Consider the following 26,598-nt stretch of genomic DNA (forward strand, 5'->3'; position numbering starts at 1 on the left):
TATATGAAGATAGTGTTCCTTATAATATTGGTTAGTGGTGGATTTTAAAGGTCATGCTTCGCCTCCACCATAAAATCCACGACCAATTTGTATGTGGCTTGAATAGCTACTTACAGGTGGTCGTGTTTTTTGTTGTCACGGGTAGCTCCACCAGTTATATAAAACTAGTAAGATTATTTTAGCTTAGCATGTCAAACATTAAATATATTTGAATACTTTTTTAATGCAGCTATATGCATAGGATAAAATCTACTTTCATTACTTTGTAATAAGTTAGATAATTCTTCTAAAGAAATCCATCTCTGATTTTTAGCTTCATCTGTACACGTTAATAGAGTACCACTTGCTTCGCAAATAAAGGTTTCAGTCATTATTGGATAGTATCCTTTAATATTTTGGTCACAAGTGAAAGGGGTGTAGTTTAAGACTTTATATTCATTATAATCAATTATAGTTGAGTTATTTTCACCTTGAATTTTAATTACATCAAGGCCAGTTTCTTCTTTAACTTCTCTTCTTAAACAATCATATATGTTTTCAAATTCTCTTATTTTGCCTCCGGGGATTTCTAACAATCCATTTTCTAGAGCTGAGTTTTCTTTAAATCTTTCTTGAATTAAGATATATTTTTTAGAATTTACATTTTTTGTAATTATTGCACTTGCGGATGGTTTTGAAAATAGTTCCATAAAAGCTCTCCTTATACTAAAGTTTGTTAATTTCATTGATGAATTCATCTATTAACTTGTCTTCTTTAATTTTTTTTATGATCTTTCCCTTTTTAAAGATTATCCCTTCGCCCTTTCCACCAGCAATACCAATATCCGCTTCTCTAGCTTCACCGGGTCCATTTACTAAACACCCCATTATTGCTACTTTTATATTTTTTTCACAGTATGCTAATCTTCGTTCCACTTCTTTGGCTATTTTTATAAGATCTATTTGGGTTCTACCACAAGTAGGGCAGGAGATAAAGTCAATACCTGTGTTTATATATCCTAAAGATTTAAGGATATCTCGTCCTACTTTAACTTCATCTAGTACATTACTAGTAAGTGAAACTCTTATGGTATCGCCGATTCCATCAGATAAAAGTGTACCTATGCCTATGCTTGATTTTATAGTTCCATTCCATAAGGTGCCTGGTTCTGTAATTCCCAAATGAATAGGATAGTTAACCTTTCGTGAAAGGATTCTGTTACATTTTATTGTGTCGTTCACATCAGACGATTTTATAGATATACATATATCATAAAAATTTAAATCTTCTAATATTTTTACATGTCTTAAAGCACTTTCAACTAATGCTTCAGGGCAAACTTCATTATATTTTTCTAGAAGATCGTTTTCCAATGATCCTGAATTAACTCCGATTCTAATGGGGATAGCTTTACTATTTGCAGCATCAGCTACTTTTTTTATCCTGTCTATGCCTCCAATGTTACCTGGATTTATCCTCAATGCGGCAACCCCGTTATTTATAGCTTCAAGTGCTAATTTGTAATCAAAATGTATATCTGCTATTAAAGGAATATTTATCTGATTAACAATAGTCTTTAAAGCTTCTGCTGCTTCAATGTCAGGGACAGCACATCTTACAATATCACAACCTGCTTTTTCTAAACTAAGAATTTGCTTTACCGTTGCGTTTATATTTCTAGTATCTGTATTTGTCATAGATTGAACAGATATTTTTGAATCACCTCCTATAGAAATGTTTCCTACCTTAATTTTTCTTGTAATATTTCTCTTCATAAATTTATTCCTCCAAAATGTTATAATTTATATTCCTAGTATAATAAAGGAATTTCAATGTTAAAAACGAATTATATTAATTGAAATAATCGAAATATTTCATGGTGATGGGAGGTACTTATGAATATTGACTCATTAGAGACCTTTGTAGTTCTTGCAGAGAATGGTAATTTTACTAAAACTGCGGAACAACAATATTTAGTTCAATCAACGATTTCAAAAAGGATAAGTGAACTTGAGAGATTTGTTGGAAAGGAGCTATTTTTAAGAGATAATAAAAATGTGAAGCTCACAAAGTCTGGAGAGGCTTTTCTACCATATGCAAAGAGAATGATTATGTTAAAAAAAGACGGTATAATAAAAGCTAGAGCAGTAGGAATATACGAGGATAGATTAGCAGTTGGCCTTACAGATTCTATTTATAAAGGGGGAATTTCGAATGTTTTGAAAAAATACTATATAATGTTCCCTAATATTGCTATAAAACTTAAGGTAAATCATTCAGAAGAAATTATAAGGTTATTAAGTGATGGTATACTAGACATTGGATTCGTTTATACAAAATCTAAATCAAATAAATTTGAAATTATTGATTTTTTTGAAGATGAAATAATATTAGTGACAAGCAATAAAAATGAGATAGGATTAAAAATAGATATTTCATACTCAGAGTTGATAGATTTACCATTATTATATACAGATTTAGGAGAAGATTTTTTTACTTGGCTTAGTAAAGTATATGGGGACAGCCCTTTACTAAAATTTTCAACAGATGAAAATATATATGTGACTGATTTTGTTAAAGAAGGTTTTGGATATGCATTTGTTACTAAATCATCAGTTATAGAGGAATTAAAAAATGGAGAGTTAATTCATGTGAAAATAAAAGATGCAACTCCACCATTGCGGAAAATATATATGATAATAAATAAAAATAAAAGTGATTCAATTTCGGTAAAAAGCTGGTTAGGAATGATTAATCAAAAAAACTAGTGATTATCAATTTATAATACAACTTATTATGAAGAAAATAAATATGAAAAAAGAATAAACTAATTGGTAAAAATTAAAAGAGTTTTAGGCTTAATTTATCCTAAAATTGTGTATAATATAATTAAAAGGAGGTGTTTGTATGCAAGTAAATATTAATAATTTAGTTTCTATATCTGAAGCTAATCAAAATTTTTCTAAAGTTGCAAGAATGGTAGATGAAAATGGCGCAGCAATTATACTTAAAAATAATGCACCAAGATATGTTTTGATAGATTATAGTAAGTTTCAGCAAGACACTATTGCAGATGATGCAACAGTAGAAGAAGCAGCAAATAATATTTTAAGTAAACATCTAAGAGCATTTGAGGAGTTAGCTAAATGAGACACCTAAGCAAGGAATAAATGATGTATTTGCATTCTATGGCAATTACAAAGACTGGTGGTTTAGATGGGATTGAGATGAAGATATCATAGATCTTGGATTAGGAGTTGCATCGGGGAAATATGATGCTGAATATGTAAAAGAATGGATTATCAATTGTAGTAATAGATAGAGATAAATTTTAGTGGTGGATTTTAAAGGTCACGCTTCGCCTCCACCATGAAACCCACGAAAATCTAATTTTTGGATTTTCGTGGGTCTTTCTTGTATCTTGAGAATAATAACAATATACAAGCATGGATAAATAACATACAAGTAGAATAAAAAATAAAAACTAATATTTTTAAGGATAAGAATGAGTTTATTAATAAATATAAAGGTATTGCAATGCAATTTGTAATGCCTTTATATTTTGTATAAAAGCAATTTAAGTTAAATATACGTTATTTTGATGATATAATAGCTTTAGGCACAATCAAGAAAATAACAAGTAGTTATTTGCTAGTCTATTTTCCATCAAGGGGAAACTCGACTTGCGTACACTTACGTCGGCAAATTGGCCTAAAAGGTCCGCTATGAGGGCGATTTGCTTCCTTGCTTAATGAAAAAATATACATGGCAGCTTTGGCCTTGATATTTTCTTTCATGTGCCGTAGATAAAATATTAAAAGGTAAGGAAGATAAAAATGCAAAAGAATGTTAAGATGATATATCCAGCCTATATAGATAAGTTTCAGTGTATTGGAGGAAAATGTGAAGATAGTTGTTGCATTGGATGGGATATAGATATTGATAAAGAAACATTTAAAAAATATCACAAAGTTACAGATGAAGCAATGAAAAAGATGTTCCAAAAAAATGTTCATAACAATGAATATTGTACTAATAAAGATTTAGATTATGGAAGAGTTAAATTAAGCAAAACAAAAAGATGTCCGTTTCTAGATGATGAGAATTACTGTTTGATTCAAGGGAAATTTGGTGAAGATTATCTTTCTAGTGTTTGTAGCCAATTTCCTAGAGTACTAAATAAAGTAGATAATCATTACGAAATATCCTTAGATGCAGCATGTCCAGAGGCAGCAAGAATTATTCTTGGAAGTAAAGAGAAAATAGAATTTAAGGAAAGTGAGAAAAGTTTAGGTAAGTATATTATGTCAGGTGTACTTGATACTAGAGCATCTGAATTCAAAGATACACCTATAAAGTATTTTAAAGAGATAAGAGACTTTTCAATAAAAATAATACAAAATAGAAATTTGAAGTTCAGTTCTAGATTATATGTCTTGGGGAATTTTTTAAATGAACTAGAAGATATAGAAAGTGATGAAATAAAAGAATTTATAAGTGAATATGATATAGAAAATGAAGCTGAGTCTTATAAAAGAGAACGTATGAATTATGCACTTCAAGTTTCATTTTTGAAGAATATAATTGATTCTTTAGATATATTAAATGAAAATGATAGCTATAAATTTAAAATGTATACTAAAGAACTTATGCAGGGATATAATATTAAAGATAATGAAGAGGCAATTGAAAATAAGGAGAAATATATAAATGCATTTGAAAAATATACAGAAGAATATATAGAAAGCAATAGCTACATATTTGAAAGTTATATGGTTAATTTTATATATAATAATCTATTTCCTTTTTCAGAAAGCGATTGTATGTTTGATGGATATATTCTACTTTTATTTAGATATTCATTAATGAGATTTTATCTAGTTGGAAAATACATATATAATGGAAAAGATTCCGTAGAAGATATGGTAGAGTTTATTCAAGTATTTGCAAAAGCAGTAGAGCATGATAAGAACTATAGAAGCCAGATCTTAGAATATATTAAAGAAAATAGCTATGATAATATGGAATTCGCAAAAATGCTTTTGTAGTAAGGGGCTGTCGCACTAAATGATTAGTGCACAGCTCCTTTTAGACGACGTATCAACTCACCGAAGCGTTGAACTTTATAAAAAGCTATATACCATTAATATTTTCCATTTACCGTTTAATACAGATTGCAGCATACTCATTGGTACACAATGAGACATCAAATTCTTGTCACGAAATTTATTATCTGCCATATTATCCCTCCGATTCATGAACAGTATACCTCATGAAAAAAGAAAAATCAATGTACTACTTTTTCTTGTACATAGTATTAAAAATAGTACTACAACCATAAAAAGACCGTACTTGAATAAAAAAATATCTACTGTAACATATAAATCAGAAACGGGAGGCCATTATCTTAAGACTCGCTTCATAGAGAAAAATTACTCTAAAAGGAGAGATAAATATGCATTATACTGGAACCATTTGGAGACCTCCATATGAGGCTTCATCATTATTAATTGAAGTTACCGCAGGCTGTACGCATCATAAGTGCAAATTTTGCACTCTCTATGATGATCTTCCTTTCAAATTTAGAATGTCACCTTTAGATGATATAGAAGAAGATCTGTTAGAAGTACAGGCAGAACTTAGTAGCTGGAATAGTCAGAAAATTGATCGCGTTTACCTAACTGGAGCTAATCCTTTTGTTTTGAAATTTCAAAGGCTAAAAGAAATTGCTGAACTGATTCATAAATATCTACCTGATTACAAGACAATAGGCTGTTTTTCTCGTGTTACTGATATTGATCTTAAGACAGATGAAGAGTTAAAGGCTTTGCAGGATCTTGGCTATGATGGTATTACCATAGGCGTGGAAACTGGGGATCAGAGAATGCTTGAATTTATGAATAAGGGATATGCTCCTGAGGAAATTATAACACAGAGCCACCGTCTGGATGTTGCAAATATCAAGTATAATTATTTTTATCTTGCAGGTATCTCGGGTTCAGGGCGGGGAAAAATAGGTGCATTAGAAACAGCTAAAATATTTAATCAAACAAATCCACATATTATCGGTTCATCCATGCTTACTGTCTATCCAGAATCTGAGCTGTATGTTGAGATTCAGTCAGGTAATTGGTCAGAAGAAACAGAAATAGAGAAACTAGATGAATTAAAAACACTCATTGAAAATTTGGATATTCCTGTATATTTCGCGACTCTAGGTGCATCAAACGCAATTTTTGTTCAAGGGCAGCTTCCAAAGGACAAAGATGTAATGGTTAAACACCTTGAGAAGGTATGCAAAACTCGAAGTGAATCTGAATTGAGACATTATCGCGTACAACTAAAACACCTTTGATTTTTATCTTATAGTTAATAGCTGCAACACTCCAACTTATACAAGTTGGAGATAATGGTTGCATGCTTTTTAGAAAACTAAAATAATAAAATTTAGTTTTCTAAATTCCAATTTTCTTCTGTTGCATATATTGAAACTCCATCTTTTTCGCTAGTTTCATATATGGTAACGCCCGTTGAAATCAAATTATTGTAAGCAGACTTAGAGGTATCTGAATTTATGTTTTCCGCAGATCTGCTTATAACTCCAAATTCTGGCTTAACATATCTAAGAAAACTTATTGTTGATGATGTATCATATCCATGATGGGGAACTTTTATTACATTAACTTCTGATCCATTTAATAATTTATTTGCGACAAAATCTTTTTCGGCCCTCCATTGCATATCCCCAGTATATAACACATGTAAATTTCCGTAATTTAAATATATAATTGCAGATTTATCATTCCAGTAATCTATTAAGTGTTCACCTTTTATTGGTCTAGGTTCAAAATCTTTATCGGATTGTATAAATTGTAAGATATTATTTGCATCTATGAATAGAAGTTTTGCTATAGTAGTAGTTTCAATTCCATTTTCACTGATATAATCTACTATATCTTTATACATATCATAATCTTGTTTTAGTGAGTCAATAATATAAGGAGTTTCTTTAGTTAAATCCATATCAGCATACCAATCGGTTACTTTTGAAATCTTAGGAAGATATACTTTATTGACTTGAAAATTATTAAATATTGGAATTAACCCACCCATATGGTCACCATGAGGATGTGTAAGTACAATATAATCAATTAGTGGCTTTCCATTCTTAATTTTTAAATCTTGCTCTTTTAAGAAACTTATAACTTTCTCCGAATGGTTAAAATCACCAGTATCAATCAATATTGTTTCTCCATTTGGAAGTTTAATGAATGAGCAATCTGCATTTCCTACACTTAAAAATTTTATGAATAAGTAGTCTGTCATTTTTCCAGGGCCTTTATATTCACCCGAATCAGAAAAACTCTCCATTTTACCATTGATAATTATATTTCCGACTGCAAGTGAATGATCTGCCTTAACATAATATTTTTTACTGTCAATGGTAATCCATTCATTAGATACCATTATACCTTCGTTTGTTGAATAATATTTTTTGTTGTTATAGTCATAAATTCCAGTTTGTAGCTTTCCTGACATATCAAAGGAATACCAATTATTATTTATGAATTTTTTACTAAATGTTACTCTTCCTTCATTGTTTAAATGATCTTTTGTTACATACGAATTGATTCCAATAAATGAAAAACATAAAGCAAATATAATAGGAATTAGTATTAGTGTTTTTATTATATTTTTTTGCATCTTTACTGTTGCCTCTTTAATATTTGTAATTCATTAGTAATATTATTCTTTGAATTTTTAATCTATAATGCAACAAATAAGGAATTAACTACAAACTAACAAAATCTTAACTCAATCATAAAATTCAATCTCATTTTTTATAATAAGATAATGTTAATTATCCTTTTCAAAAATTAACTGAAACTGGACCCACATAATACAAAGTTAAGTAAAAAATAGATATGCTGGAGCAGGAAGATAGAGGAAAGCAGTAAAGTTTATAGTGGATTTCAAAGGTCACACTTCGTCTCCACCATAAAAAGCACGACCATTTGCATGTAGCTTGAATAGCTGCGTGCAGGTGGTCGTGCTTTGTACTAAAATAATTAACTTAACTTAACATTATTATCAACCTAAATTAACGGATACACCTTCAAGAGGAAAAGTTATTAATTTTCCAGTATAGTCAATTGTGCAGTTCGTTCCATCAATAATATTTTTGTCATTAAATAAGTTTAATTCAAATTTGTAGAAATCATTAGCTAAATTATATGTATTTATAGGAACAGTTCCAGTCATTGCACCAATTTTTATTAAATCAAGGGCTTCAGGTATGCCGCCAAATCCAACGACATCTATCTTTTTTTCTTTATCATCTAAGTTATAGCCATTTTCTTGTAGTGTTTTTACAGTATTTACAGCAGCACTATCTTCATCAGTAATTATTAAATCTATATTATTGCCAAATCTTAAGAAAAATTGATAAACATCTTCTTTAATTTGAGATGGGAGATAGTAATAAAATTTTTCTGCAATTCTTTTACTTTTAATATTATTATTGTTTATTTGCAAAACGGAATATTTTATTCTAGTCGTAGATATTATATTATCAGGTGATCCTATAAAAACAATATAGTCGAGTATATTGTCTTTGTTTTTGTCCATATTTTCTCTATTTTTATTCCATGCATCCACAATAATATTCCCCTGTAAAGTTCCTTCATCAGCCGGATTTGTTCTTGCTAGAAAAGCTTTTTCATAGGATTGAACAGCTTTTTCATCTCCGTTATACATTATAATTACTGGGATATTAAATGCTTTAATCATATCTATAGCATATTTAGTATGAGCTACATCAACCATATCTATTGCTATAATATCAGCTTTTTTGTTATTAACAATATCTATAAGTTGGGTGTCTTGAAGATTTTGACTTCCTTTCCCATCATAAAAAGTATATTGTACAGTTTTTGAATTTTCTTGTTCAACTTTTTTCATATCTTCAATAAGTAATTGTATAGAAGCTATATTATAATTACTAAACATGAGACTAACTCTAATGGGATTAGTCGTATTTACTGTTTCAATGGAATAAAAATTAGTAATATATATTTGAAATATACTGGGTGTTAAAATTGAAAGTGTAATAATTATAGCGACTATTTTTTTTAGTAGTTTCATTTTATACTCCTAATATAATTATAAAAAATCATTTATTGATAGTATTGGTAAGTTTATAAAAAATATGTTATAAAGTATTTAATATTTGTAGAATATAATATTACGTAAATATAGAATCATTTAATCGAATTCAAAGATTTTAAGAACATCTATAAAAATATAGGTGTTTTTGGCAGTAGGATTTAGAAGTATAGTTTTAATAATGTTTTATTGAGAATAATTTTCAAATAAGTATACATGTCCAATATAATAAGTTATAATATATATTAATTTAATATAGACTTTGTTTAAAACCAAATATAAGTTTGTTAGGTCATGATCTTAAGATAAGGGTCTAAATAATTAATTTTAAGAAAGGAATGAATATGTATATGATAAAATTAGTATTAATAAGACATGGAGAAAGCATTTGGAATTTAGAAAATAAATTTACTGGATGGACTGATGTAGATTTATCAGAAAATGGGCTTAAGGAAGCAAGATTGGCAGGAAAAATACTTAAGAAGAATGGATTCATTTTTGACATAGCGTACACTTCTGTTTTAAAAAGAGCAATAAGAACATTGGATATAGTATTACATGAGATGGATTTAATGTGGATACCTGTATATAAATCTTGGAAACTTAATGAAAGACATTATGGAGCGCTTCAAGGACTTAACAAAGCAGAAACTGCAGAAAAATATGGAGAAGAACAAGTTCATAAGTGGAGAAGATTTGTAAATGTAAAACCACCAGAGCTAACAAAAGATGATCCAAGATATGCAGGTCATGATTTAAAATATAAAGATTTAAAAGAGAGTGAAATTCCATTAACAGAAAATTTAGCAGATACAGAAAAAAGGGTTTTAGAAGAATGGAATGAAAACATAGCTCCTAAATTGAAAGAAGGTAAAAAAATTATAATATCAGCTCATGGAAATACTTTAAGAGCATTAGTAAAATATTTAGATAATATTTCTAGTGACGGAATAGCAAATTTAAATATACCTACAGGTACACCTCTAGTATATGAATTAGATGAAAATTTAAAACCTATAACTAGTTATTATTTATCATTAGAAGGAAAAGTACCTGAAAACATAATAGCTAAGCATATTTAGTTTGAGATAAAATAGCAACAGTAGATGGGATATCATAGTTAAGTGTAAAATAAATATGATGAACAATTGATACTATAATACCACAAAATAAAGATGCACAATTTGTATGAAATGTAATAAAGCCTATCCTTATAAAGACCACATGAGGATAGGTTTCTATTTTTACTTAAGTGAGGCATTACTCATTGTGCACGCATCATTATGTAGTAATATGGATTTAATAATATTTAAACCTCTTTTAAGCTCAGCTAAATTTTTTGGAGCAGTTATTGAAATACGAACAGCAGCAGGGACAGAAGCATTCCCAATAGCAAAACGCTCAGCACAGTAAACTTGTACACCAGCATTTTTTGCACACGTCTCAAAGATTTTGCCATTCCAGCCTTTTGGCAGCATTAGCCATCGAAAATTGCAATATTTATCCCCAAGAATATCAAAGTCATTAAGAATAGCATCAGTTAGATTACTTCTTTCAATTATCATATTTTTACGTTCTCTTACTATTTTGTCTCCAATAGGAGAGTTTATAAGTTGATGAATAATTTCAGCATTTAAAGGTGATATCATCATATTAATATTATAAAGAGCTGATTCTAAAGTTTTCTTATAAATATGTGGTGTAGCTATAAAAGAAACGCGAAGCCCGGCACATAATGCTTTTGATATACTTGAAATATAAATTGTCTGCTCTGGAGCTAAGGCAGCAATTGGAGTAATATTTTTCTCACTTAACATACTGTTTATACCATCTTCTATTATGATTAAATTAAATTCTTTTGCAACTTCAGCAATTTCATTCCTTGTTTTAAGAGACATTGTATGAGTAGTTGGATTTTGATGATCAGGAATTAGATAGATCCCTTTTAATTCATTATTTCTACAATAATTTTTTAAAGCTATAGGTGACATCTCATTCATTTCCTGCATAATTGGAACCAATTGAATTCCGAGCATTTTGGCCAAAGTTTTTACTCCAGAATAAATTAATGGATCAGTACCAATGCGATCTCCAGATTGAAAAAGAGACGACAATATAGCACATAAAGCATTTTGTCCGCCGGAAGCAAGGAGAATCTCTTTTTCGCTTATATTTAAGCCTAACTTTTTTAACCATTTTACTCCAGATGACCTTTGGGCAAGTGTACCACAGGGGGAAGAATATTCTAAAAATTTATCAGAATTAGGCTTACGCAACATATTTTCAATGAATTTAATCACATATTTATTTTGTGCATATGGGGGATATGTAGCACCCATTTCAATTAAATTTGTGGCATTTTTTGGATTTAAAAGAGTGCTATTAACATTAACATCAGATGAAATATAAGTACCTTTTCCTATTTCTCCACTTATTAAACCTTTCTGTTCGCATAATTTAAAAGTTCTAGAGATGGTACTTAAATTAACATCTAAAAAATCAGCAAGTTCTCTTTGTGGTGGCAGTTTATCTCCAGGCTTCAAAACTCCAGTCTTTATGTCTTCTTCTAATAAAGCTGATAACACCTTGTATAAGGGACCAGTTTTATTCGTTATATTTGGTTTCCAAGTCATTGGATAATTATCAAAGGAATTGACAGGCATATGTGTGCTCCTTCCAAATTTAAGATTAAATTGTTTTGCATACAATTATAATATTGTATGCAAATATATTCAATGTTATAATTGGAAAAAACAAACAATATTCTGTTTGGGGGCGTATAATGTTCTAAATTTAATTATGATAAATTATATGATTATTTTGAAAATATTTTGGAACTTCGTAAAATAGATAATCCAAGCCTTGATGTATTTGGATTCATTTTTACAGAAACTAGTAAGAAAAATGCAAAGGAACTAGATTATATTCTATCATCAGACTTATATGAATTTTGTAATCAATGATTTAGGAAGTTTTAGTATAAATATTAAGATGAAAAATGTAAATATACTAAGGGGAGAGTGATAAAAGTGAAGACAATTGGATTAATAGGTGGAATGAGTTTTGAATCAACCTTAGATTATTATAGAATTATAAATGAAACAATGAGATTAAAACTTGGAAAACTGCATTCAGCAAAATGTATTTTGTATTCAGTTGATTTTGAAAAGATAGAAGTATTGCAGCATGAAAATAAGTGGGACGAGCTTACTTGTATTATGATTGATATTGCTAAGAAACTTAAAAATTCCGGGGCGGATTTTATTGTAATATGCACAAACACAATGCATAAAATGGCAAAGGATATTGAGGAAAAAGCCCAAATAAAAGTTTTGCATATTGCTGAAGCAACTGGTGAAGAGATAATTAAAAGTAAAATTAAAAAGGTGGGATTACTAGGTACCAGTTTTACTATGGAGCAAGATTTTTATAAAAAAGTGTTAAAGGATAATTTTAATATTGATGTAATTATTCCTAGTAGAGAAGAAAGAGAAATAATTCATAAGATTATATATGATGAATTATGCAAAGGAATTATAAATGAAGAATCTAAAGATCGCTACATAAAAATAATAAATAGTTTAGCTTCAAATGGAGCTGAAGGGATAGTTCTTGGATGTACAGAAATTCCATTATTAATAAAACAGAAAGATATAGATATACCACTTTTTGATACAACTACAATACATTCTATTTCTGCTGCTGAATTTGCTTTAATTAATTAAAATTTTGTGTTTATAATAGATAAAATGGAGGGATAACATTATGTTTTCAGATTGTAGAAGTAAAAAAGTAGTATTAGTTTCACATTGTATTTTAAATCAAAACTCAATTTCAGATGGGACAGCTGATTACCCAGCAACAAATGAAAGTGTTTTAAAATTGCTTATCCAGTCAAAAGTTGGAATAATACAAATGCCTTGTCCTGAAACACTATGTTTAGGTTTAGACAGAGGTGATATTCATGGAGCAGAAAGAGATGTTGTTGTAGAAAATACGAGAATAAGAGACAGTATGAATAAACCAACTGCTGCTGAAATACTAAATAAACTTGTAAATCAAGTTGTATTTCAGATAAACGAATATATTAATAATGGATTTTCTGTAGCAGGAGTTATAGGAATTAATCGTTCACCAAGCTGTGGTGTTAATACAACTTCAAAAAATAATAAGGAAGTTGATGGTGAAGGTGTTTTCATTGAGAGACTAAGAAATAAGTTAAAAGAAAAAGGTATTGATATTAAAATGATTGGAATAAAGGCATTAGAAACAGAAGAAGCATTACTATCAATAAAAGAATTGCTAAACAACTAATTAATTATTTAGCAGTCTTTGTATTGAATTTGGTTAATTATCGTTCTTCCATAATTGATATTTCAGCATTTTTACTTTGGCTAATTGTAAGTTTAATATTACCATTTGCATTATTTCCAACAAGCTTAAGTACATATTTCCCATTTGATAATTTTAGAGTTTTGCTTCCGTGGTCTGTACCAACTAATATATTTTCTATTTCTTTATTAGGATTAACTAAAACTACTTTAAAATCACCACTATTAACATTTGAGTCATAGTCTAATGTAATTTCACCATCATCTTTTGAATTTATATTCCAAATTGCATCTACACCTAAAAAACCACTATATTTTAAAGATAAATTCTGGTCAGAATTTTTAGTGATGCTAGATGTTGTATATATGTGATCTTTACTTGTTTTGGCTATTTTATCATTATCGTTGTATATATCGCTATATACAGTAGCTCTATTATAATTCATGTTACAACCGCTTATAAAAATGATCAGCGATATTAGAGAAAAATATACAAACTTATTTTTTATATTCAAATTTCTTCCTCCCTATGCAATGCAGAATATTTTTATTAGGGACATTATATTTTGTTCAAATAAAAAAATTTTTATTCAAAATAATAAAAATAGAAAATTACAAATTGCGAGTTTTAAAAGGAATAATAGATAGTTTTCTTAAAAAATAAAATTATATGTTCTACGGTAGGCGGCTCAATATGGAGTTTCTTACCTTTTTTATTTTTTGTAGTTATCAAAGCGTAAGGATTAAAATATAGTTTTTGGGAATAATAATTTGGGACAATATACTGGTATTATTGAGTGGATTTTAATAAATAATTAGATTTACATGAAAAAATAGTATTTGATTTTTTAATATTAGTTTTTATACAAAATTAAGTAGAAAGATAAATATATAGAATATAAGTATAAAATGTAGGAGTTGTATAGTTATTTTTAAGGAGGCACAGTTTATGAGTGGGCATTATAAAAAAACTCCAGAAGATATGCTGGAAATGTTAGGTGTTACTAGTAATGGCTTAAATGAGGAAGAAATTAAAAGAAGGCGAGAGAAGTATGGTTATAATGAATTGGAAGAGGCAGCAAGGAAAAGTCCATTGAAGGTCTTTCTTGAGCAGTTTAAAGACTTCTTAGTAATTATATTATTAGGAGCAGCAATTATTTCAATGTTTCTTGGAAAATTCGAAAGTACAATTGTTATAATGGTTGTAGTTATTATAAATGCAATTCTTGGCACAATACAACATCTTAAAGCAGAACAATCCCTAAAGGGTCTTAAGGCACTGTCATCACCTACAGCAAAGGTTTTAAGAATAGGTCAAAAGCTTGAGATTCCTTCAAGGGAACTTTTAGTTGGAGACATCTTATATTTAGATGCTGGAGATTATGTTAGTGCAGATGGTAGAATTCTTGAAAGCTTTACTCTTCAAGTGAATGAGAGTTCTTTAACTGGTGAATCAGAAAGTGTATTAAAGTTTGCGGATGTAATAAATAAAGATGATGTAGCTATTGGCGATAGAAAGAACATGGTGTTTTCGGGAAGTTTTGTAACTTACGGAAGAGGTGTTATTTTAGTTACAGATATAGGAATGAATACTGAAATTGGTAAAATAGCAAATTTATTAGAGAATGCAAAGGAAAAGAAGACTCCACTTCAGGTTGGTTTGGATACCTTTGGGAAAAGGCTTGCTATTATTATTTTAATAATTTCAGCAATTATTTTTGGCTTAGACATATTAAGAGGACGTAATATTGTAGATTCATTTATGTTTGCAGTTTCATTAGCAGTAGCAGCTATACCAGAAGCATTAAGCTCAATAGTAACAATTGTTTTGGCTTTTGGAACTCAAAAGATGGCTAAGGAAAATGCGATTGTAAGAAAGCTTCATGCAGTTGAAAGTCTTGGAAGCATATCGGTTATATGTTCAGACAAAACAGGAACATTAACACAAAATAAGATGACAGTACAGAAAGTCTTTATTGATGAGAAGATACTTGATCATGATAACTTAGATCATAATAAGGCTTTAGAAAAAGATTTGATTTTAATGGCATTATTATGTAATGATGCTGTTACTGTGAAAAACAAGGAAATTGGTGATCCAACTGAAGTTGCATTAGTTAATTTAGGTGAGATATATGAACTAGATGAACTGATTATAAGAGAACAATATCCAAGACTTGGAGAAGTACCATTTGACTCTGAGAGAAAGCTGATGAGTACTGTTCACAAGTTTAGAGATAAATATGTAATGATAACTAAAGGGGCACTAGATATACTTTTATCACGAACAAAAAGTTATGAAACATCAGAAGGAATAAAAGATTTTACAGGAGAGCATAAAAAGGAAATAGAGAAAATAAATAGAGAATTATCAGTAGAGGGACTTAGAGTTTTATCTTTTGCATATAAGGAAATTGGTGAAGGAAAAAAAGAGATTACTACAGAAGATGAATATGATTTGACATTTGTTGGTCTTATAGCGATGATGGATCCACCAAGGGATGAATCTAAATATGCTGTTGAAAATTGCATTAAAGCAGGGATAAAACCAATAATGATAACTGGTGATCATAAAATTACTGCATCGGCTATAGCTAAGCAAATAGGAATTCTTAAAGATGAATCAGAAGCCATGGAAGGTTTTGAATTAGAGAAAATTAGTGATGAAGAGTTAAAAAATAAAATAGATAAAATATCAGTTTATGCTAGAGTATCACCAGAGCATAAAATCAGAATAGTAAGAGCCTGGCAGGAAAAAGGAAATATTGTTGCAATGACAGGAGATGGTGTGAATGATGCTCCAGCTTTAAAACAAGCAGATATAGGAATTGCTATGGGCATAACAGGGACAGAAGTTGCTAAAGATGCTGCTTCAATTGTGCTAGCAGATGATAATTTTTCAACTATAGTAAAATCTATTTCAAATGGCAGGAGCATATATGCAAATATTAAAAACTCAATTAAATTCCTTTTATCAGGAAATACAGCAGGAATACTGTCAGTGCTGTATGCATCAATAGGAGCATTACCGATTCCTTTTGCAGCCGTGCATCTTTTATTTATTAATTTAGTTACAGATAGCTTGCCAGCAATAGCAATTGGACTTGAACCACACAATGAGAATATAATGAAAGAAAAGCCAAGGAATATAAATGTTCCAATACTTAATAAATCTTTTGCAACAGAAGTTATGATGGAAGGATTTCTTATTGCAGTAGTTACTATGTCAGCTTTTCATATAGGATTGTATACAGGTGGAACTGAGGTAGCAAGTACAATGGCTTTTGGTACTTTATGCTTATCAAGATTACTTCATGGATTTAATTGTAGGTCTAAAGAATCGATTTTTAAAATAGGATTATTTACAAATAAAACTATATGGTTTTCAGTAATAATTGGGTGCCTTTTATTATTAGTAGTACTAAGTTTTAAGCAATTAAGTGATATATTTGAAGTTAGTACATTAAGTTCAGGACAATTTAGTTATATATATGGATTATCAGTTATCCCACTTATTGTAGTTCAAGCTTATAAATTGCTATTTGTAAAAACTCATAAATAGAAAGATAATATATAAAATGAGTTTAAAATAAAGTGAAACTTAGCTTAAGAGTTAATGTTTTGTTAACAATTACAGCTATTATTTCACTTATATTAGCTCTAATTTTCAGATTGTCCTGTTAAGTATTGTATAAATAAAAAGATTCTCAAATTTTAATAAGGAAATGTTAGCTAATAAACCTAAGAAAGTTATACCATTGATGCATGTAACATATGAAGAAAAAATTAAAGTATTTAATAATTGTATTAAATACTTTAAACATATTTTTAGAGATTAATGACTTCTACTATACTAAATGTGGTAGAAGTTTTTTTATTTATAAGATATTCGGATATATGATTTATATAAAGTAATAAATAATTATTTTTATTATTGTTATAGAAAATAGAGTGCTTAAAACATAGCTTAGTATTGTGAAAAGAAGTAATTGATTTTATAAATTGCTAAAATCGCTAGAGAGGAGTGATTAATAAAATGAACAGTTTGATGAGAATTGTAGCTGGAGAACATGAGTTCAATTCAAATTTAAGTAAAACTTATAAATGGATAGAAGATTTTCTATGGAAAGAAGGTTTTCCAGGGCTCACTATTAGGAGGGGAGAATTAAGTCTTGATTACAAAAGCATAATGCATTCAATTGCACTTGAAGACATAGAATTTAACGATTTAGCAATTATAATAGAGACAGTTGCTGATAATAAAAAAATAGAAAAAGCTAGACAAGACCTCATAAAATATATACCACATGGACAAGTAACCATTATTAGAGGTATGGAGGAGAAATGTATGAATAGCAATAAGTATTGTGTAGTTAAAATTTACACAAAAGAAGATAATGCGTGGTTTAAAAAGGAAGAGTATGAAAAGGTTTTAAAATTTCTTCAGAAAAAGAAAGTTATCTGGGCTACCGTAACTAAAGGACTTGTTGGATACGGTAAAGATAGAGTTATTCACAAACAAAAATTATTTTCTTTTAGTGAAAAGATGCCTGTTGTAATAGAATGCGTTGTACCATGTGAGCATTTAAATGATTTGCTTAGTGAACTTAAGAATATGGTTGAAGAGGGAGCTGTATTTGCTACGCCAATAGATTTAATAATGAATAGATAGGAAGAATGATCTATTAATAAGAAATAAAAAATCTTAATTTTTAATAAGTTTAAGCATTTATTAAAAACTAAGATTTTATAATTATATAAATATTAATATAATATCGCTATTTAGATTATAAGTCCTTAATTAATTATTTAAATTTAATAGCAATCTATCATTGAAATTCATATAAAATGAATTATGAAAATAATGGTGATACAAATAAAATTATTGATAGGATAATTATAAATACAACAGTAAACCAAGATATAATATTTTGAGTTTTGTTATTAATATATTTACCCATTATGCGTTTATCATTAATCAAAATTATCATAAAGGTTAATATTATTGGAGATAATAATCCTGCAATCTGTTGACTTATAAGTATAATTTGAATAAGTGATATTCCAGGAATTAATATAAATAATGCTCCAAGAAGAATTATACCAGTATATATCCCAAAGAAAGCAGGTGCTTCTTTATAGTCATTATCAACGCCGCTTTCCCAGCCAAAGGCTTCACATATTGCATAAGATGTAGAAAGTGGGATAACTGCTGTAGCAAGTACTGAAGCACCAAAAAGTCCGGCACCAAAAAGTATAAACGCAGCTTTCCCAGCTAATGGTTGTAAAGCAATAGCTGCTTCTTCAGCACTAGTTATTGTTATACCAGCTTTATAAAGAGTTACAGCAGTGCAGATAATTATAAAAAACGCTACTGCATTCCCCCAAAATGCACCTAAGTAGACATCAAGTTTTTCGTATTTATAATCAGATAAGCTTATTTTTTTATCTACTATCGATGATTGTAAATAAAACTGCATATAAGGAGTAATTGTAGTACCAATCATTCCTATAAACGTAAGAAGAAAACCTGAGTTTAATTCAAGGGTAGGAGTAGCCATTGATTTAAATACATTACCCCAATCTGGTCCAGTTAAAAATGCTGATATGATGTAGGTAAAAAATATAAAAGTAAAAAGTAAAAAAATGTTCTCTACTCTTTTATAAGAGCCTTTAGTAACAAGAAACCAAATCAGTATAGAAACTATAGGAATTGATAGATATTTACTTATGCCGAATAATTCTAAACTTGCTGCTATTCCGGCGAAATCTCCAAATACAACTCCCATATTTGCAATTAATAAAATAGCCATTGCAAAGAAAGTAAGTTTAACTCCAAACTTCTCTCTAATTAAATCTGATAGGCCTTTGCCAGTTACTACCGCCATTCTTGCATTCATTTCTTGAATTACTGCAAGACTAAAGGTAATTAAAAGTAATCCCCATAACATTTTATATCCATAGGATGCACCAACTGAAGCGTATGTTGTAATACCACCAGCATCATTACCAGCATTTACAGTAATTAGTCCTGGGCCAATAATAGTCATAATAAAAAGTATTTTTTTAAATCTATTAGATAATGATTTTTTCATAGTGCAACCCTCCTTAAGTGTGAATGTTCATGAATACTATCATTTAGTGATACTATACCGACCAAATTATTATCTTCGTCTATAACAGGAATGCATACAAGATTATATTTATGCATTATGCTGATTGCATCATCTATTTCATCTGTATCTTTTAAACTTTCAGGTCTAGTAGTCATAATATTATAAAGTTTAGTATTTCTATCTGCGGTAATAAGTGAAAAAAGAGAAATAACTCCAATAAGATTATCTTTATCATTTGTAATATATATATAATAACTTTCATCTTCGCTAGGAGAATTAATTTGAATCCATTCAAAAACTTCATTTACAGTTATATCAGGCAAGAAAGTTAGGAAATCCTTTGACATAATGCTTCCAACTGTTTCTTTTTCGTATTCCATGAGCTCTCTAATTTCGCCTTGGCTTTCTTCATCCATGTTAGTTAATAGTTTTTCAACTCTATCTTCATCCATTTCTTCCAAAATATCTGCGATCTCATCCGATGGCATACTTTCAAATATATCAGAAGCTTTTTCGTCAGACACAGATTTTAACAAATTTAATTGAACATCAGTGTCAATTTCTTCTAGAACCTCAGCAGCCTTTTGATTGTTTAAACTTTGAAATAATATATCTCTACTTTTATTATCAAGATCTTCAATTATATCAGCTATATCTGCAGCGTGTAAGGTTTCGATTCTATTTGCAGGCATTTGAAGCTGTAAATTACTAACACCAGTAGATAATGTCTGAACATCATCCCAAATTATTAGCTTATTTCTTAACCTGTATTTAAAGGTTTCTGTCAATATAATGAATGGATACTCGACTCCGAGTCTTCTAAGTAACCCTCTAGTTCCTATGTCAACAGCTACAAGATTCCACTTAGAATTTATTTTTCCAAGTCTTACATCGTTAACTCTTTCTACTTTCCTTCCGTTTATATCAACTATCTGTTTATCTAAAAAATCTCTAACTAAAAAAATATCTTCCTCATTAGGAAACTTTGTTATAAGATTATTGCTATTAATTTTAATATAATATTTTTCTTTTTTATCTTTGTATATTTCCAATGCTTCAGCAGACAAATAAAAAGATTTTTTCCAATTTGTGATCTGTATATATAATGCAGTAGGTTTTTCTTGACTGAAATCAAAAATAAGATCATTTAATTTACCAATTATTTGTCCTGAAATATTATGAATATCTTTATGCATAATTTTACTTAAAAATAAATTTGTTACCTTTTCCATATGGTACACCCTTTCAAATTAGGGCATAAAAAGTGTGTATCCAATTAATGCCCTGAAATTAGTATTACTTGAACTTAAATAAAAATGTATAATATAATGATCCGTTTCACAGTCATCCATTGGATAACACCTCCTTTAAATAATAAAATAAGCCCCATCACTCAAAGTGAAGGGGCTAAAATTGCACCACGATATAAATATACAAGGTATTTGACCCAAGTATATTTGCTAATATCCATCTCCACTCGTTGAGTTTTAGCACTATATAGCATAGAAAACCATATGGTTTTCGGCTACATTAAGTAGAACCTTAATCCGGTAATACCTGTTGACCCATTGGCGTCTCTCGACGTTTCGGGGCAGCAGCGTGTATCTATATAGGAGCCTCACCTAACAAAGTTATTATTTTCGTACTTATTTTACTACCTTGGATAACAGTACGTCAATAGCAAATATGATAAATATTAATTAAATCACTTATATTTATTCTCTAAAGGGAATGATTTACTACACTGTTTGATATATTATAAAATCATGATTCATGGATTAGATTTATATTCTCTTAATGCATACTTTTATAATTAACTCAATTAAATTAATATTTAAAAACTGAATAATATAAAAATTTGGATAATGCAAATTATCAATAACTAACACAGCACATTTACAAAAACAAAAACATATTATAATTCTGAATTAATATAAAGGATTAAATAATATGGAGAATAATGATAATTGGAGATATCAAAATTCTTATTTTAGATATGTTCCATATAGTACACTCTTTGATGAAAATGAGTGTGATTTAAGAGCTGATTATTCACAAACAGGTACAGGGAGTAATCAAAATACATTGGAGGATCATGGTCCTGAGCCTTATGTAGTTAATATTGATGAAGCAACTAAGCAGAACAATAATTTTCGTACTGCATTATGGACAGGAAGTCATCTTCAAGTTACTTTGATGAGTATTAAGGTTGGTGATGATATAGGTTTAGAAATTCATCCAAATATTGATCAATTCATTCGTATTGAAGATGGACAAGGAAGGGTTAGAATGGGGAAAAGTAAAGATAATCTAGATTTTCAAGCAAACGCCAGTGATGATTTTGCAATAATGATACCTGCTGGTACTTGGCACAATATTATAAATATAGGTAATAAGCCACTTAAAGTATATTCTATTTATGCACCACCTCAGCACCCACATGGTGTAGTTCAGGCGACTAAGCCTGCTGAGTAAGAGAAATAAATCAATCAATAGTGTCTAACCTGGTGTGAATTTATATCAAATGGTTAGACACTTATTTAGTAGTAAGTTGTTGTAAGTATCATATTTAATTTATCAACCAATGATAGTATCATCCTCAGGTGTAGTTTTATTATTAGCATTGTTTTTTTGCTTATACTGCTCTTGTAATATAGTTAGATATTGCTCCTGAGAAGCAATTGTTAACATTAAACATCCTATACCTACGATAAAGTTTCCAATCACATTAATTTCATCAGCAGTTTTGTTTTTTGAAAGTGAAACAGCAATCGCGTTAGTTAAAACTAGTAAGTCTTCAGGGCTTAGGTTATCTAAAAATGTCATAGTTGTACCTACCTAATAAGAATTTTGCATATTAGATATTATGACTATTAAATTAATAATATGAGAACAAATTTATAGGATAATTTGAGATATTAAAAATGGCCCCTGTTAAGAGGAGCCTAAAACAAGGAGAATTAATAAAAGTCCATAATATATTACTTATCTTTTATTATATGAAATTAATAGGCTAATGTGATAAGAAAGTATAAAAAGCAATACTCAATGCCAGTACGGAGTGAGATATAAAGAAAACCGTACATTGTCATATTATTTATAGTGCATTAGAAAAGGCTGATATTGACTGAAAAGTTAGAGCATTATACCTAACTTTCACTTATATTATATGGGTTGTTTTGAATTTCTCTAATATCTTTAAGCGGGGATAAACCAAAGAGCCGCTTATATTCTCGATTAAATTGAGATGGACTTTCATAGCCGACTTCTAGTGCAGCTGTGGTGACATCCATAGAGCTGGTCAGCATAAGGCGCCTAGCCTCCTGAAGACGCAATTGTTTTTGATACTGCAAAGGTCCCATTGTTGTAATCTCTTTAAACTTGTGTTGGAGGCTTGATACGCTCATATTACTAATCTTAGCAAGCTGAAGAGTGGTAAATGGGTTAGAGAAATTTTCCTTTATCCACCCGATTGCTTTTCCTATACCATCAGACTGCTTATCATAGAGGGACTGCTGAAGAAATAAGTGTCCATATTTTCCTGAGACTAAGCGATAGATCATCTCACGAATCATAAGTGTGGAGAGGAATGGATCTGGATAAGGAGTATTGGCAAGGCTTAGAACACGCAAGAACAGTTCAAGAAGTCCTATATCTGATTTCCCAATGAAAGCGGCTGTGCTTGGTTTCTTGTTTCTAGAAGGAAGCTCAATTTCAGCCTCGGCCACGACAGAAGCAACTTCCTCTGCTGTAAAGTCCACACGCAATCCTATATAAGGAAACTCACTTGTTGCTCCAACGACTTTTCCAGATGCAGGCATATCAATTATGGAAGCCAGATAGTCCCCTTCATAATAATGTGCAATGTGTTCTCCAAGATGAAGCTCTTTTTCTCCTTGCAGAATAAGACAAAAAGCTGGTGAAAGTACACTTGGAATTAATGGCGATTCATAAGTATGGCGGCAGATTGATAAATAGGGTATAACAGTCTTAGTATTACCTTCTGCACTTGTAATTGTGTTTGCCAGTGAGATCAGCTGGGACAACAGTTCATGATTGTTTAAAGGTGGCTGGTCCGGCGTTAAAATATTTGTTGTTTTTAACTTTTGCTTCGATATTTTCATTTTTATCACATTACCTTTATTTTTTATTATAATATAATCTTTCATTTAGTATAGATTAAATGAAAGTGGAGTTCAATTAGGGAAATATAAACAATTGCGGTTTTAGGCAATTTTTATGCAGAAATGTACTACTAAAAAATAATGCCTTGAGCAATAATAGTAAGAGAAAGCAGAAAACATTTCTACTGTATCATAACGGAGAAAGGAAGATAATAATATGAAATACATTAAACTTGGAACAACTGGTCTTGATGTGTCACCAATTGCAATTGGTGCAATGACTTATGGTGAACCTGATCGAGGCCATCCCGTATGGTCAAAGGGTGAGGAAGAGGCGCGACCACTCATTAAACATGCACTGGAGGCTGGGATCAACTTTTTTGATACTGCAAACATGTATTCAAATGGATCTAGCGAAGAGATACTCGGACGTGCGCTCAAGGACTTTGCAAATCGCGATGATGTCGTTATTGCTACAAAGCTGCGTCATCCAATGCGTCCAGGTCCAAATGGTCGTGGATTGTCTAGAAAGGCGATTATGACCGAAATTGACCATTCGCTTGAGAGACTTGGTACTGATTATATAGATCTTTATCAAATCCATCGTAACGATCACTCGACGCCGCTTGAGGAGACACTTGAGGCTTTGAATGATCTCGTAAAGATGGGGAAGGTTCGCTATATTGGTGCGTCATCAATGCATGCATGGGAGTTTGCCAAGGCACTTCATTTGCAGAAACAGCATGGATGGGCTAGGTTTGTTACAATGCAGAATCACTACAACTTACTCGCTCGTGAGGAAGAGCGCGAGATGATTCCACTCTGCCTTGATGAGGGCGTTGGGACGATTATATGGAGTCCGTTAGCTCGTGGCCGTCTTGCTCGTCCGTTCGAGCAGGCCAAGACTAGTGCTAGATCTAAGACTGATGGTGATTATGCCGATATGTTGTATTCTCCCGCAGAGGAAGAATCAAATCATGCGATTATCGATGCAGTTGGCAATATTGCTGACGCAAGAGGCGTCTCAAGGCCACAGATTGCACTTGCTTGGCTTCGTAGCAAGCCAGTTGTAACTGCACCACTCGTTGGAGCCAATTCTATCGAGCAAATTGATGATGCTGTTGCATCTCTGAATATTGAGCTTACAGAAGAAGAAATACGAGCGTTAGAAGGACCATATACACCACGCTATGACTGGCAGGGGATTTCTGATGAAGCCGAATTGGATGCTATTCGAAAACGTGTTCCTGGAATGGAGTTGAAATAAAAACTATAACAACATATAAGCTAAAAGTCCAATCTGGAATATGTATGAACAATACGGTTTTGAGAGAAATGCTGAAAAATTTATGCAAAAATTTGCGAGATAAATAGAGTATTCATGATTGTATATTTATTAAGTGATTAAGATTGGTCTAACTGTTTTAAAATGCGTATATGAAATTCATCTAAAATAGAGTTAAGTAAATAAAATAATCTTGGAGAAGATGGACCTCTCCAGGATTATTTTAGATTCAAGCTGTCGTAGCTTTGTATTAATACTCTCCAATAATTTCTTACAAGTTAAAGTCTACAGAACTTACTCAATAATAGTCTGTTTAGTGAAGAAATTTAAAAGATTTGTTCTAAATAAAGTCGAGGTGAAAGATTCTTCACGATCTTTGTGGGTAATTACTCCATGTGTAAAACTAATTTTTGAATTAATAGGTAGAACATTAAGGGTACCAGAATTTATTTCTTCATTTACGGCTATTTCAGGAATTAAGGCAAATCCTTTTCCACAGTTTACAATTTGTTTAATCATCTCAAGACTAGATAGTTCTAATGGACCTCCAATATTAATAAAGATAAATTCAGAAGATTTTATGGAAGATGGTCTCACAAGTGAAGAAAGTATTGAAGCATCTAAAATATTTGAAAAAGCAGGTATTGATGCTATTGAAGTAAGTGGAGGAAATGGATCATCACCAAAAGTGTTAAAGGGAAACCTTGCAGTTGTAAGAACTGAGATTGCCGCCAGCAAGGATAAAGAATCTTATTTTGCAAAACATGCTTCATTGCTTGCTAAAGAAGTAAATATTCCTGTTATTTTTCATTTATATTGAATAAATTCAGTAAATGATTAATTGTAAAAGGGATGAACTGGGGAAGAATAACTCATTAACAAGATAGATAAAGAAAAAAATGTATGAAGATGACCGAGTAATTTAAAACTTGACAGTATTATATTACTAATGTAACATTAAATTGTACCGACCGGTAGGTAAAGGAGGGAACAATTTGTCTGAAAAACGCAAGGAAATAATAGAAGCATCGGCAGCATTAATGAGATCTAAAGGATATGAAAATACAGCACTTAGTGATATTTTAGAGGCGGGCCAAATTGGGAAAGGGCAGTTCTACCATTATTTTTCTTCTAAACATGAATTAGGGTTAGCTGTGATAGATTATTTCTTTGAATCTTTCAATGAAGAACTATTTAAAAATATTTTGGGTTCTGAAAAAAGTGCAGAAGTAAGATTTAATGAAATGCTAGAGTGGGTTATTGTACGCCATCAAGCTAGAGAGACCAAATGCGGATGTATATTTGGTAATTTTGCTGCTGAAATGAGTGAGCATGATGAAGAATTTCGTCAAAAAGTACAAAAAGTGTTTGAGATTTGGATAGAGAAACTAAAATTAGTTTTAGAGGAAATGGTAAAGTCAGTTAAGCCAATAGAATCTTTTGAAGTTCAAAAATTAGCTCAAGGAATTGTAGCTATGCTTGAAGGAGGAATTCTGATTATGAAAAACAGGCAGGATATTAAAGTTTTAGAGGATATGACTGACTTAGCTAAAGATATGGTCAATAATTTTATAAAGGTTCATTGTTAAATATAGTT

The 26,598-nt window shown here is 30.3% G+C and carries 24 protein-coding genes and 1 riboswitch; of the genes, 14 read left to right on the forward strand and 10 right to left on the reverse strand.

Annotated features, from left to right (window positions below; translation table 11 throughout):
* Positions 1 to 191: 191 nt before the first annotated feature.
* On the reverse strand, positions 192 to 689 hold the full coding sequence (locus CDLVIII_RS11650; RefSeq protein ID WP_009169653.1) for an NUDIX domain-containing protein: 498 nt from the start codon (positions 687 to 689) through the stop codon (positions 192 to 194).
* A gap of 16 nt (positions 690 to 705) precedes the next feature.
* Positions 706 to 1,755, reverse strand: coding sequence for a flavodoxin-dependent (E)-4-hydroxy-3-methylbut-2-enyl-diphosphate synthase (ispG, locus tag CDLVIII_RS11655; RefSeq protein ID WP_009169654.1), 1,050 nt, complete (start codon positions 1,753 to 1,755; stop codon positions 706 to 708).
* 120 nt (positions 1,756 to 1,875) lie between these two features.
* On the opposite strand from ispG, the gene CDLVIII_RS11660 reads away from it, so the two are divergent.
* The 4 genes from CDLVIII_RS11660 (at position 1,876) to CDLVIII_RS11680 (ending at position 6,335) form a co-directional block, all read left to right on the forward strand.
* The gene (locus tag CDLVIII_RS11660) at positions 1,876 to 2,748 is read left to right on the forward strand and encodes a LysR family transcriptional regulator (protein ID WP_009169655.1); all 873 of its coding nucleotides are present in this window, start codon (positions 1,876 to 1,878) and stop codon (positions 2,746 to 2,748) included.
* A gap of 139 nt (positions 2,749 to 2,887) precedes the next feature.
* Positions 2,888 to 3,130: a type II toxin-antitoxin system Phd/YefM family antitoxin gene (locus CDLVIII_RS11665; protein WP_009169656.1), complete on the forward strand. Its 243-nt coding sequence runs from the start codon at positions 2,888 to 2,890 to the stop codon at positions 3,128 to 3,130.
* Positions 3,131 to 3,816: 686 nt separating this feature from the next.
* Positions 3,817 to 5,028, forward strand: coding sequence for a flagellin lysine-N-methylase (gene fliB / locus CDLVIII_RS11670; protein WP_009169657.1), 1,212 nt, complete (start codon positions 3,817 to 3,819; stop codon positions 5,026 to 5,028).
* A gap of 407 nt (positions 5,029 to 5,435) precedes the next feature.
* Entirely contained in the window at positions 5,436 to 6,335 is a 900-nt protein-coding gene (locus CDLVIII_RS11680) for a radical SAM protein (RefSeq protein WP_009169658.1), read from the forward strand.
* Positions 6,336 to 6,427: 92 nt separating this feature from the next.
* On the opposite strand, the gene CDLVIII_RS11685 is transcribed toward CDLVIII_RS11680, so the two are convergent.
* Positions 6,428 to 7,684 carry an MBL fold metallo-hydrolase gene (locus tag CDLVIII_RS11685; RefSeq protein ID WP_009169659.1) on the reverse strand — a complete coding sequence of 419 codons (1,257 nt, stop codon included), beginning with the start codon at positions 7,682 to 7,684 and terminating at the stop codon, positions 6,428 to 6,430.
* A 387-nt stretch (positions 7,685 to 8,071) separates the two neighbouring features.
* The gene (locus tag CDLVIII_RS11690; protein WP_186005560.1) at positions 8,072 to 8,989 is read right to left on the reverse strand and encodes a substrate-binding domain-containing protein; all 918 of its coding nucleotides are present in this window, start codon (positions 8,987 to 8,989) and stop codon (positions 8,072 to 8,074) included.
* Between the two features lie 506 nt (positions 8,990 to 9,495).
* Between CDLVIII_RS11690 and gpmA the strand changes: the two genes are divergently transcribed.
* Positions 9,496 to 10,227, forward strand: a complete 732-nt coding sequence (gene gpmA, locus CDLVIII_RS11695; protein WP_035301743.1) for a 2,3-diphosphoglycerate-dependent phosphoglycerate mutase — start codon at positions 9,496 to 9,498, stop codon at positions 10,225 to 10,227.
* A gap of 162 nt (positions 10,228 to 10,389) precedes the next feature.
* Here the strand turns inward: gpmA and CDLVIII_RS11700 are convergent, their stop codons facing one another.
* On the reverse strand, positions 10,390 to 11,808 hold the full coding sequence (locus CDLVIII_RS11700; RefSeq protein ID WP_009169662.1) for a PLP-dependent aminotransferase family protein: 1,419 nt from the start codon (positions 11,806 to 11,808) through the stop codon (positions 10,390 to 10,392).
* 168 nt (positions 11,809 to 11,976) lie between these two features.
* Between CDLVIII_RS11700 and CDLVIII_RS32495 the strand changes: the two genes are divergently transcribed.
* The 3 genes from CDLVIII_RS32495 (at position 11,977) to CDLVIII_RS11710 (ending at position 13,459) form a co-directional block, all read left to right on the forward strand.
* A complete protein-coding gene (locus CDLVIII_RS32495; protein WP_278245914.1) occupies positions 11,977 to 12,108 on the forward strand; it encodes a hypothetical protein in 132 nt (43 codons plus the stop codon).
* Positions 12,109 to 12,174: 66 nt separating this feature from the next.
* The gene (locus CDLVIII_RS11705) at positions 12,175 to 12,870 is read left to right on the forward strand and encodes an aspartate/glutamate racemase family protein (RefSeq protein WP_009169663.1); all 696 of its coding nucleotides are present in this window, start codon (positions 12,175 to 12,177) and stop codon (positions 12,868 to 12,870) included.
* 40 nt (positions 12,871 to 12,910) lie between these two features.
* Positions 12,911 to 13,459 carry a CD3072 family TudS-related putative desulfidase gene (locus tag CDLVIII_RS11710; RefSeq protein WP_009169664.1) on the forward strand — a complete coding sequence of 183 codons (549 nt, stop codon included), beginning with the start codon at positions 12,911 to 12,913 and terminating at the stop codon, positions 13,457 to 13,459.
* A gap of 37 nt (positions 13,460 to 13,496) precedes the next feature.
* On the opposite strand, the gene CDLVIII_RS11715 is transcribed toward CDLVIII_RS11710, so the two are convergent.
* Positions 13,497 to 13,991: a hypothetical protein gene (locus CDLVIII_RS11715; RefSeq protein WP_009169665.1), complete on the reverse strand. Its 495-nt coding sequence runs from the start codon at positions 13,989 to 13,991 to the stop codon at positions 13,497 to 13,499.
* Positions 13,992 to 14,425: 434 nt separating this feature from the next.
* Here CDLVIII_RS11715 and CDLVIII_RS11720 point away from each other — a divergent pair, with 434 nt between their 5' ends.
* Positions 14,426 to 17,038 carry a calcium-translocating P-type ATPase, PMCA-type gene (locus CDLVIII_RS11720; RefSeq protein ID WP_009169666.1) on the forward strand — a complete coding sequence of 871 codons (2,613 nt, stop codon included), beginning with the start codon at positions 14,426 to 14,428 and terminating at the stop codon, positions 17,036 to 17,038.
* A gap of 474 nt (positions 17,039 to 17,512) precedes the next feature.
* A complete protein-coding gene (locus tag CDLVIII_RS11725) occupies positions 17,513 to 18,148 on the forward strand; it encodes a DUF190 domain-containing protein (RefSeq protein WP_009169667.1) in 636 nt (211 codons plus the stop codon).
* Between the two features lie 181 nt (positions 18,149 to 18,329).
* Here CDLVIII_RS11725 and CDLVIII_RS11730 read toward each other — a convergent pair whose 3' ends face one another.
* Entirely contained in the window at positions 18,330 to 19,571 is a 1,242-nt protein-coding gene (locus tag CDLVIII_RS11730; RefSeq protein ID WP_009169668.1) for an Nramp family divalent metal transporter, read from the reverse strand.
* A complete protein-coding gene (locus CDLVIII_RS11735) occupies positions 19,568 to 20,824 on the reverse strand; it encodes a CBS domain-containing protein (protein ID WP_009169669.1) in 1,257 nt (418 codons plus the stop codon). Before CDLVIII_RS11735 ends, CDLVIII_RS11730 begins: the two co-directional genes overlap by 4 nt.
* Before the next feature lie 233 nt (positions 20,825 to 21,057).
* Positions 21,058 to 21,229: riboswitch (M-box (ykoK) riboswitch) on the reverse strand.
* Between the two features lie 313 nt (positions 21,230 to 21,542).
* On the opposite strand from CDLVIII_RS11735, the gene CDLVIII_RS11740 reads away from it, so the two are divergent.
* Positions 21,543 to 22,067 (forward strand): cupin domain-containing protein, encoded by a 525-nt coding sequence (locus tag CDLVIII_RS11740; RefSeq protein WP_009169671.1) that lies wholly within the window; start codon positions 21,543 to 21,545, stop codon positions 22,065 to 22,067.
* Positions 22,068 to 22,169: 102 nt separating this feature from the next.
* On the opposite strand, the gene CDLVIII_RS11745 is transcribed toward CDLVIII_RS11740, so the two are convergent.
* Both CDLVIII_RS11745 and CDLVIII_RS11750 read right to left on the reverse strand, forming a co-directional pair.
* Positions 22,170 to 22,418 (reverse strand): hypothetical protein, encoded by a 249-nt coding sequence (locus tag CDLVIII_RS11745; RefSeq protein ID WP_009169672.1) that lies wholly within the window; start codon positions 22,416 to 22,418, stop codon positions 22,170 to 22,172.
* Between the two features lie 323 nt (positions 22,419 to 22,741).
* Positions 22,742 to 23,761: an AraC family transcriptional regulator gene (locus CDLVIII_RS11750; protein ID WP_242835892.1), complete on the reverse strand. Its 1,020-nt coding sequence runs from the start codon at positions 23,759 to 23,761 to the stop codon at positions 22,742 to 22,744.
* A 172-nt stretch (positions 23,762 to 23,933) separates the two neighbouring features.
* On the opposite strand from CDLVIII_RS11750, the gene CDLVIII_RS11755 reads away from it, so the two are divergent.
* From CDLVIII_RS11755 to CDLVIII_RS11765, 3 genes are all read left to right on the forward strand, one after another.
* Entirely contained in the window at positions 23,934 to 24,983 is a 1,050-nt protein-coding gene (locus tag CDLVIII_RS11755; RefSeq protein ID WP_009169674.1) for an aldo/keto reductase, read from the forward strand.
* 334 nt (positions 24,984 to 25,317) lie between these two features.
* Entirely contained in the window at positions 25,318 to 25,821 is a 504-nt protein-coding gene (locus CDLVIII_RS31955) for a hypothetical protein (protein ID WP_242835894.1), read from the forward strand.
* A gap of 175 nt (positions 25,822 to 25,996) precedes the next feature.
* Positions 25,997 to 26,590 (forward strand): TetR/AcrR family transcriptional regulator, encoded by a 594-nt coding sequence (locus tag CDLVIII_RS11765; RefSeq protein ID WP_009169676.1) that lies wholly within the window; start codon positions 25,997 to 25,999, stop codon positions 26,588 to 26,590.
* Positions 26,591 to 26,598: the final 8 nt, after the last annotated feature.

Origin of the sequence: Clostridium sp. DL-VIII, assembly GCF_000230835.1 — a bacterium.
Classification (GTDB): domain Bacteria; phylum Bacillota; class Clostridia; order Clostridiales; family Clostridiaceae; genus Clostridium.